Raw genomic sequence first — 9,191 nt, forward strand, 5'->3', positions numbered from 1 at the left:
GGGAAGTGACGGGAAGTGACGGGGCAGCGCGGGGACGGGTCTACTCCGCGCCCCCTGTACCGGCCACGTCAGCCGGGTCGACAATGTCCACGTCATCCCCGGCACCACCGGCGGCGAACTGGCTGCGGTACAGGTCCGCATAGGCGCCGTCGAGTTCCAGCAGCTCCTCATGGGAACCCTGCTCCACGATCGCACCGTCGACCATCACGAGGATCCGGTCGGCGTCCCGGATCGTGGACAGCCGGTGCGCGATGACGAATGAGGTCCGGTCCGCCCGGATCGCGTTCATCGCCTTCTGCACCAGAACTTCGGTGCGGGTGTCCACCGACGATGTCGCCTCATCGAGGATCAGCAGCTCAGGGGCACGCAGGAAGGCGCGGGCGATGGTGATCAGCTGCCGCTCTCCGGCAGAGACCGAGCCACCGTCCTGGTCGATGACCGTGTCATAGCCCTCCGGCAGCGCATGGACGAACCGGTCGACATAGGCCGCCTTCGCCGCGTCGATCACTTCCGGGTCCGTGGCCTCCAGCCGGCCGTAGCGGATGTTCTCCATGATCGTGCCCTCGAACAGCACCGCGTCCTGCAGCACCATGCCGGTGCGCGAGCGCAGGTCAGCGCGGGTCATGGCGCGGGTATCCACACCGTCGAGCCGGATGGACCCACCGGTGACCTCGTAGAACCGCATGATGAGGTTCACCAGTGTCGTCTTACCGGCACCGGTCGGACCGACGATCGCGATCGTCTGCCCCGGCTCCACGGTGAGGTCCAGGTCCGTGATCAGGGGCTCGGTGTCCGCCCCGCCGTAGCCGAAGGAGACGTCCCGGAACTCCACCCGGCCCGGCTTCTGACCGGTGGCGAGCTCCGGTGTTTCCGGATCGGTCGGGTCGGCGTCCTCCTCGTCGGCGTCGAGCAGCTCGAAGACACGCTCGGTGGAGGCGAGCCCGGACTGCAGCATCGTCATCATCCCGGCGACCTCCGACAGCGGCTGGTTGAACTCGCGCGAGTAGGTGATGAACGCCGTCGCCGCACCCAGGGTCATCGATCCGCCGGCGACCCGCAGCCCGCCGGCCACCGCGATGACCACGTAGGACAACCAGGTGAGGAACTGCATAAGCGGCATCATCGACCCGGACAGGAACTGCGCCTTCGCGCTCGCCCGGTACATCGACTCATTGCGGCCGGTGAATTCCTCGGCCATCTCCTCCTGCCGACCGTAGGCGACGACGAGGTCGTGCCCGGTGAAGGACTCCTCGACATGACCGTTGACCCGACCGGTCTCACGCCACTGGGAGCCGTACTCCTTCTGCGCCCGACCACCGATCACGCCGACGATCACGGCGGTCAGTGGCAGCACGAGCAGCGACAGCAACGTGAGCTGCCAGGACACGGTGAACATCATGACCAGCACACCGATGATCATCATCACCGAGTACACCAGCTGGCTGATCGCCTGCTGGAGCGCCTGCTGGATGTTGTCGACGTCATTGGTGGTGCGCGAGAGGATGTCGCCACGCTGGCGGGTGTCGTAGTAGTTCAGCGGCAGGTGGTGGATCTTGCGCTCCACCCGCGCGCGCAGCTCGATGACGACCACCACGACCACCCGGTTGAGCACGAACCCCTGCAGCCAGTTGAACACCCCGGCCACGACGTACATGCCCAGCACGATGCCGATGAGCTCACCGAGCCGACCGTAGTCGATCCCGGAACCGGGCTCGCCGCTCCACATCGCCCTGACACCGTCGTAGATGACGTCCACGGCGTAGCCGAGCACCTTCGGCGCCCACACCGACAGGACCACACACACGGTGAGCAGGAAGAACACCCACGCCATCGCGGCCTTGCGTGCGCCCAGCAGGCCGAGCATGCGCTTCGTCGCCGACCAGAACGACCGGATCTTCTGGGGCTGCTGCATCTCGTCCATTACTCGTCACCTCCGTTCACGGCACCGGTCAACTGCGATTCGACGATCTCCCGGTAGGTGCCGCTGGATTCCAGCAGCTCCTCATGGGTACCGCGGGCGACGATACGGCCGGCCTCCAGCACGAGGATCTGGTCGGCCTCCCGGACGGTCGAGACGCGCTGGGCGACGGTCACCACCGCCGCGTCCGTGGTGCGCGGGGCCAGGGCCTCACGCAACGCCGCATCGGTGCGGACGTCGAGGGCGGAGAAGGAGTCGTCGAAGACGTAGATCTTCGGGGACGCCACGAGGGCGCGCGCGATACACAGGCGCTGGCGCTGACCACCGGAGACGTCCGTTCCTCCCTGGGAGATGGAGGACGCCAGGCCCGTCGCGGCGACCGCGTCCTCTGTACCGTCGGCGTCCTCTCCTTCCCCGGTGGAGCGCTCGGCGACGAAGCGGTCGGCCTGGGCGATGCGCAGGGCGTCCCACAGCTCGTCATCGGTGGCGTCCGGAGCGCCGAAACGCAGGTTGGAGGCCACCGTCCCGGAGAACAGGAAGGCCTTCTGCGGCACCAGGCCGACGCGCTCCACGATCGCGGCACGCGACATCCGGTCAACCGGTGCGCCGTCGAGGAGCACCTGACCGGCGGTCGGCTCCAGCAGCCGCGGAACAAGGTTGACCAGGGTTGTCTTGCCCGACCCGGTCGCCCCGATCACCGCGGTGGTCTGGCCGGGACGGACCGTGAAGGAGACGTCGGAGAGCACGGGCTTGTCCGCACCCGGGTAGGTGAAGGAGACATTGCGGAACTCCAGCTCGCCGCGCAGTTCCCCGGGATCCTGCGCCGTGGCCGGCTCCGCCACGGTCGGCTCATGGCCCAGGACCTTGCTGATACGCCCGGCGCAGACGATGGCGCGCGGCAGCATCATCGCCATGAACGCGCCCATCATCACCGCCATGAGTATCTGCAGCAGATACTGCATGAACGCGGTCAGCGACCCGACCTCCATATTGCCGTCGCCGACGCGGTGCCCGCCGAACCACAGCACCGCCGCGGTCGCGACGTGCAGCAGGATCATGATCACCGGGAACATCAGCACGAAGACCTGGCCGACCTTCTCGGAGACGCGGCCGATGTCCAGGTTCGCGTCCCGGAACCGGTCGGTCTCGTGCTTCTCGCGGACGAAGGCGCGGACGACACGGATGCCGGTGATCTGTTCACGCAGGACCCCGTTGATCCGGTCGACCTTGTCCTGCATGACCTTGAACAGCGGCACCAGCTGGGCGATGAGCAGGGCCACGACGGCGAGCAGCACCGGCACGGAGACCCACACCAGCCACGACAGGGCGGCGTCCTCCCGCAGGGCCATGACGATGCCGCCGATACACATGATCGGCATGGTGACCATGAAACTCAGTGCCATCGAGGTGACCTGCTGGACCTGCTGGACGTCATTGGTACCGCGGGTGATCAGCGTCGGCACACCGAATTCGCCCATGTCACGGGCGGAGAACCGGTCGACACTGCGGTAGACGTCCCGCCGGATGTCGCGTCCGATCCCCATCGCCACACGGGCTGCGCACCAGGTCGCGCCGACGGCGGCGATGACCTGACCGAAGGCGACGGCGAGCATGACACCACCGGTGGACCAGATGTAGCCGATGTCTCCGGTGGAGACACCCTTGTCGATGATCCGCCCGTTGAGATTGGGTAGGTAGAGGGTGGCCAGGGCGGAGATGCCCTGGAGGATGAGGACCGCGGTCAGCAGTCCCAGATAGGGCCGCGAGTAGGCGCGGAGAAGGCGTAGCAGCTGCACATCTTCGAGCATAGAGGCGGGACCTGACAGGTAGGACACGGTAACGGGCGGCAGCTACGCATCACCGCAGGTCAGAGACTCCAACTGTCGTCTGGTAATCTTCGCGTGCCTGCGCACCTCCCGTCACCGCCCAGTCACCACACCAGTCACCGCACCAGTCACCGCACCAGTCACTGAGGAACCCCATGGCCCCGTCCGCACAGTCCCGTCACCGCACCGCGTCCCGCACCCCGCGCTCCGTCCGCATCGCCGCCGCCGTCGTCGCCGCAGCCCTGCCCGTCACCGCGGTCGCGGTCAGCCTCGACGGTGGGACGCCGGGCGCCACGGCGTCCCCTGCCCCGGCCGCCCCGGCGACCGGCCCTGCCGTGATCAACGACGCCTTCCCCACCCGCGACGCCGCGGACGCCGACACCTACGTCCCCTCCGACGAGTCGGTCTGGCGCGACGCGGTCTACGACGATGCCGGCAACCGCCTGCCCAATGTCGAGGAACTCAAGGTCCACTCCCCCGCCATGGACCGCGACATCCCGGTCGTGACGATCCGGGCGAAGGAGGACGCCGCCAACGCCCCGACGATCTACCTGCTCAACGGCGCCGACGGCGGATCCGGCAAGGCGAACTGGCTGTCCCAGACCACGGCGATCGACTTCTACGGCAACCGGATCGGTAACGTCAACGTGGTCATCCCGATGTCCGGCGGCTTCTCCTACTACACCGACTGGCAGCAGGAGTCCGTGCTCGACGGCGACGGCAACGGCAACGGCGGCGTCCAGAAGTGGGAGACCTTCCTCACCTCGGAGCTTCCCGGCGCGATGGAGCAGGGCCACCTCGGGACCAGCAGCGACAAGCGGGCGATCGTCGGCATGTCGATGACCGGGTCGACGTCCCTGGTCTACGCCGAGCACAACCCCGGCATGTACGACGCGGTCGGCTCCTACTCCGGCTGCCCGGCGACCAGTGGTGCCGGCGCGACGGCGGTGGACGCCACGCTGGCCATGAAGGGCACCGGTGTCACCTACGAGCAGATGTGGGGTGACCGCAACAGTGCGACCGCCCGCTACAACGACGCACAGGTCAACGTCGCCGAACTGGGTGATCAGCAGAACATCTACGTCTCCTCCGGTACCGGACTGCTCGGTGAGCACGACGTGTGGTCCTCCCCCGACGTGAACCGGAACCTCATCAACGAGTCGACTGTCGCCGGTCAGGGTGGCCCGATCGAAGCAGTGACCAACGGCTGCACCCATATGTTCAAGGCGGCGGCGGACAAGGCGGGCGTCTCCGACAACATCACCTGGAACTTCCACAACACCGGCACCCACCAGTGGGCCTACTGGCGCGAGGACATGTACCAGTCCTGGCCCACCCTCTCCGCCGGCCTGTTCGGCCCGGAGTCTGTCGCGGATGCCCAGGCGGTCGGAGACCAGGCGTACGACGACTACCACGCCTCGCTCTGATCAGGAGTTGATCAGTCGCCGATTCTCTCCAGGACCACGGATTCCCGGGGTTCCGGTTCTTCACCGGTGACCGTCCAGGCGTCCTCGAGGGACGCCAGTGCCCGGTCGAACCGGGCGGGATCGTCAGTGTGCAGCGAGAACAGGGGCTGCCCGGCGCGGACCCGCTCGCCCACCACAGTGTGCAGCTCGATACCCGCCCCGGCCTGCACCGGGTCCTCCTTGCGCGCCCGGCCCGCCCCGAGTCGCCAGGACGCCACCCCGAATGCCAGTGCATCGGTGTGAGTCAGCCACCCGTCCCGGTCAGCAGTGACCTCGTGGGTGTGCGTGGCGGTGGGCAGGTCGGCGTCCGGATCCCCGCCCTGGGCGGTGACCATGGCCCGCCAGGAGTCCATGGCCCGACCGTCACACAGTGCGTCGGCCGGGTCAGCGTCCACGCGCACGGCAGTGAGCATCTCCCGCGCCAGCGCCACGGTCAGCTCCACCACATCCTCCGGCCCACCACCGGCGAGCACCTCGACGGCCTCACGGACCTCCAGGGCATTGCCGACGGTGCGGCCCAGCGGCCGGCACATGTCGGTGAGCAGCGCGGTGGTCGTGACCCCGGCGTCCTGCCCGATCTCCACCATCGTGGAGGCGAGCAGGCGGGCGCTCTCCCGATCCTTCATGAACGCACCGGAGCCGACCTTCACATCGAGGACCAGCGCGCCGGTGCCCTCGGCGATCTTCTTGCTCATGACCGAGGACGCGATGAGCGGGATGCAGTCGACGGTGCCGGTGACGTCGCGCAGGGCGTAGAGCCGTCGGTCAGCCGGGGCGAGGTCCTCCCCCGCCGCGCAGACCACGCCGCCGACATCACGCATGATCTCCCGCATCTGTTGTGTGCTGATCTGCGCCTGCCAGCCCGGGATCGACTCCAGCTTGTCGAGGGTGCCGCCGGTATGACCGAGGCCGCGCCCGGACAGCTGCGGTACCGCCACCCCGTAGGACGCCACGAGCGGCGTGAGCGCGAGGGTGATCTTGTCGCCGACGCCACCGGTGGAGTGCTTGTCTGCGGTGGGCTTACCCAGGTCATCGAAATTCAGCCGGGTGCCGGAGTTCACCATGGCGGTGGTCCAGCGGGCGGTCTCCGCCCGGTCCAGGCCGTTGAGGTAGACCGCCATGGCCAGTGCCGCCATCTGCTCCTCGGCCACGACGCCACGGGTGTACGCGTCGATGACCCAGTCGATCTGCGCGTCGGTGAGCCGGCGGCAGTCACGCTTGGCGGCGATGATGTCGACGGCGTCGAAGGGATCTACATGCTGGTCAGGGTCAGTCATGCCACGATGGTGCCATGCCTGCGCCTTCGTCTGCTCCTTCCGACGCCACACTGCTGGACCTCGCCCGCGATGCCGCCACCCGCGCCTATGCCCCGTACTCGCATTTCAGTGTGGGGGCCGCACTGCTGCTGTCCGACGGCACGGTGGTGACCGGGTGCAATGTGGAGAACGCCTCCTACGGGCTGGCCATGTGCGCGGAGCGGGTGGCTGTGGGCCGGGCAGTGGCGGACGGACTGCCGGGTGCGGGTGCTGCCGATGCCACGATCGAGGTCGCCGCGGTGGTGGGCCCCGGGGCGGCGCCGTGCTTCCCCTGCGGGGCGTGCCGGCAGGTACTCCACGAGTTCGGGTGCGTGCGGGTGGTGGTGGAGGGTGAGGACGCCGCGCCTCACTCGCTATCCTTCGCTGAGCTGCTGCCCCACGCCTTCGGGCCCGATGATCTGTGACACCGTCCTTCCCCTCCACCTGACGCCATCCACGTCGTTCCAGCGCCATCCGGCCGGGACGATCTGGACCTGGAATCGACACAGCCCGATGGCGCCCGGCTCCACCGGACGGCGCAGTTTCCTCCACCCCGGTGCCCTGACAAGGTGTGGGGGGATTAGCCACCCGCGTCGCTTTAATGTCGGTGCCGAGGCGACTAGATTCGTCACTTCAGTCACACCACGTATCCCACGCACCCAACGGAAGTCTTCGCTCGTCAGATGGCCCAGAAAACGCCGCCCGTCATCGTCCTGTCCGCCCAGGTCAGCGCACCGCCGGCACCCCGGTGGACACCGCCGCCGACCGCCGAGGTGAAGGACGAGACGACCCCCACCCCTGCCATCGTGCTGGCAGCGCCGACCGGCGCACCACTGCCTCCGGGGGTGACGCCGCCTGCCTCGGCGTCCGAGGTGGCCACCGAGGAGACGGCAGAGGACGCCAGGGACGCAGCGGACGCAGCGGACGCCGACGCCTCTGACCCCTCCGACGCGCCGACGGTCTTCTTCGCGATCCAGCAGGCCACGGTCCCCGGGGCCCCGGTCGCCCCGGTGTTCGCCGGTGAGTCTTCCGCGGAGTCGGACGAAGCGGACAAGGCAGACGAGACGGACGAGGCAGACGATGCCGCGGACGCCGACAATCAGCCGACGGAACACTTCGCTGCCCAGCCTTCTGCCCAGCCTTCTGCCCAGCCTTCTGCCCAGGAACCGGCCCAGGAACCGGCCCCCGCCATCGGGCACGCCCCGTCGAGCATGTGGCCCGCGCAGAAGCCGGCGGCCGCAGCCGCAGAGGCAACCGAAGCAGAGCAGACCGGGGACGAGTACGCCTCCCAGGCCGAGCCCGCCTACACCGCCGAGGACCCGGCACCGGTCAAGCCGCTGAAGCCGGGCCGCATCCGCCGCGTCCCCGGTCTCGACGGACTGCGCGGCATCGCCGTGCTCGCCGTGGTCATCTACCACTTCTTCGGCGACGTCCTGCCCGGCGGCTTCCTCGGTGTGGACATCTTCTTCGTCCTCTCCGGCTTCCTCATCACCGCCCTGCTCGTCCGCGAACTCGGCGCGACCGGCCGGATCAGTCTCAAGGAGTTCTGGCGCAGGCGTGCCAGGCGCATCATCCCCGCGTCCGTCACCGTCCTCGTCGTCGCCACCGCCGTCGCCGGGTTCATCGGCGGAGATGTGCAGGTCGGGCTGGTCCCGCAGTTCCTCGGCTCGCTGTTCTTCGCCAACAACTGGGTGCAGATCTCGCAGTCGCACAGTTACTTCGCGGACACGACGCCGCAGATCTTCATGCACTACTGGTCACTGGCCATTGAGGAGCAGTTCTACGTCCTCTGGCCGCTGATCTTCCTCGGGCTGCTCTGGGTCGCCCGCCGCTTCGGCCGCCGCGATTCCTCCGGTGACCGGACCTTCCGCCTGCCGGCCCTGTTTGCGACGGTCGCGGGCCTCGCCTCGCTGCTGGTGATGATCCTGCTGTACAACCCGGACGAGGATCCGAGCCGCGTCTACTTCGGCACGGACACCCACGCCTTCGGGTTGCTCGCCGGTGTGGTCCTCGCACTGCTGGTCACCACCGCGTCCCCCAGGGCCGTGGACTCCTGGCCGCTGCTCAGTCCGACCGGGGCGTCCGGTGTCCCGACCAAGCGCTCCCGGCTGACCGGTGTCGCCGGGTGGACGCTCGGCTCGCTGGCGTTCCTCGGCCTCATCGCGATGCTTGTCCTGCTGCCGGACACCTCCCCGGTGACCTACCGCGGTGGCCTGTTCGGCGCGTCCCTGCTCACTGTCGCCGTGATGATGACGGTCCTGCGGGACGCCGGCCCCGTCGCCTGGCTGATGCGGATCCGCCCGCTGCGGTACTTCGGCGAACGCTCCTTCAGCCTCTACCTGTGGCACTGGCCGGTCATCGTCTTCCTCGAGGCGAAGATGCAGAAGCCCGGCTCGGACACCCCGGACTGGCTCGTCGGCCTCATCGCCGTGGTCATCAGCCTGGCGCTCTCCGAGGCGTCCTACCGGTTCGTGGAGAACCCGCTCCGCCGTCAGGGCTACCGTCGCGTCGTCGCCGCGATGGGATCGACGAAGCTGCTCATCGTGCCGATCGCCATCCTCGTCATCGCCCTGTTCGCCGGATCCGCGCTGGGTGGGTCACCGTCGAAGTCGGAGCTGGAGCGCCAGCTCGACGAGATCTCCGACCTGCAGGATTCCCCTGCCCCGCCGCCCCCGCCGAATGCGTC

General features: G+C 68.4%; 6 protein-coding genes. 3 read left to right on the plus strand and 3 right to left on the minus strand.

Annotated features, from left to right (window positions below; genetic code table 11):
- Window positions 1–40 precede the first annotated feature (40 nt).
- Together Q0A27_RS11460 and Q0A27_RS11465 are read right to left on the minus strand one after the other, a co-directional pair.
- The gene (locus tag Q0A27_RS11460) at window positions 41–1,921 is read right to left on the minus strand and encodes an ABC transporter ATP-binding protein (protein ID WP_291475590.1); all 1,881 of its coding nucleotides are present in this window, start codon (window positions 1,919–1,921) and stop codon (window positions 41–43) included.
- A complete protein-coding gene (locus Q0A27_RS11465; RefSeq protein WP_291475592.1) occupies window positions 1,921–3,726 on the minus strand; it encodes an ABC transporter ATP-binding protein in 1,806 nt (601 codons plus the stop codon). Before Q0A27_RS11465 ends, Q0A27_RS11460 begins: the two co-directional genes overlap by 1 nt.
- Before the next feature lie 173 nt (window positions 3,727–3,899).
- Between Q0A27_RS11465 and Q0A27_RS11470 the strand changes: the two genes are divergently transcribed.
- Window positions 3,900–5,171: an alpha/beta hydrolase family protein gene (locus tag Q0A27_RS11470; RefSeq protein ID WP_291475594.1), complete on the plus strand. Its 1,272-nt coding sequence runs from the start codon at window positions 3,900–3,902 to the stop codon at window positions 5,169–5,171.
- 11 nt (window positions 5,172–5,182) lie between these two features.
- On the opposite strand, the gene Q0A27_RS11475 is transcribed toward Q0A27_RS11470, so the two are convergent.
- Window positions 5,183–6,487 (minus strand): thymidine phosphorylase, encoded by a 1,305-nt coding sequence (locus tag Q0A27_RS11475; RefSeq protein ID WP_291475595.1) that lies wholly within the window; start codon window positions 6,485–6,487, stop codon window positions 5,183–5,185.
- A gap of 14 nt (window positions 6,488–6,501) precedes the next feature.
- On the opposite strand from Q0A27_RS11475, the gene Q0A27_RS11480 reads away from it, so the two are divergent.
- Together Q0A27_RS11480 and Q0A27_RS11485 are read left to right on the plus strand one after the other, a co-directional pair.
- Complete coding sequence (locus tag Q0A27_RS11480; RefSeq protein WP_291475597.1) at window positions 6,502–6,930, plus strand: cytidine deaminase; 429 nt, start codon at window positions 6,502–6,504, stop codon at window positions 6,928–6,930.
- Window positions 6,931–7,188: 258 nt separating this feature from the next.
- A partial coding sequence (locus Q0A27_RS11485) for an acyltransferase family protein (protein WP_291475599.1) occupies window positions 7,189–9,191 on the plus strand: 2,003 nt, incomplete at its 3' end.

The sequence above is a fragment of the Corynebacterium sp. genome (assembly GCF_022712275.1).
Lineage (GTDB): Bacteria > Actinomycetota > Actinomycetes > Mycobacteriales > Mycobacteriaceae > Corynebacterium.

Bases quoted from the DNA above. Each gene is read 5' to 3' on its own strand.
- Q0A27_RS11465 (WP_291475592.1), bottom strand. From the start codon at position 3,726: ATGCTCGAAGATGTGCAGCTGCTACGCCTTCTCCGCGCCTACTCGCGG.
- Q0A27_RS11475 (WP_291475595.1), bottom strand. From the start codon at position 6,487: ATGACTGACCCTGACCAGCATGTAGATCCCTTCGACGCCGTCGACATC.
- Q0A27_RS11460 (WP_291475590.1), bottom strand. From the start codon at position 1,921: ATGGACGAGATGCAGCAGCCCCAGAAGATCCGGTCGTTCTGGTCGGCG.
- Q0A27_RS11470 (WP_291475594.1), top strand. From the start codon at position 3,900: ATGGCCCCGTCCGCACAGTCCCGTCACCGCACCGCGTCCCGCACCCCG.
- Q0A27_RS11480 (WP_291475597.1), top strand. From the start codon at position 6,502: ATGCCTGCGCCTTCGTCTGCTCCTTCCGACGCCACACTGCTGGACCTC.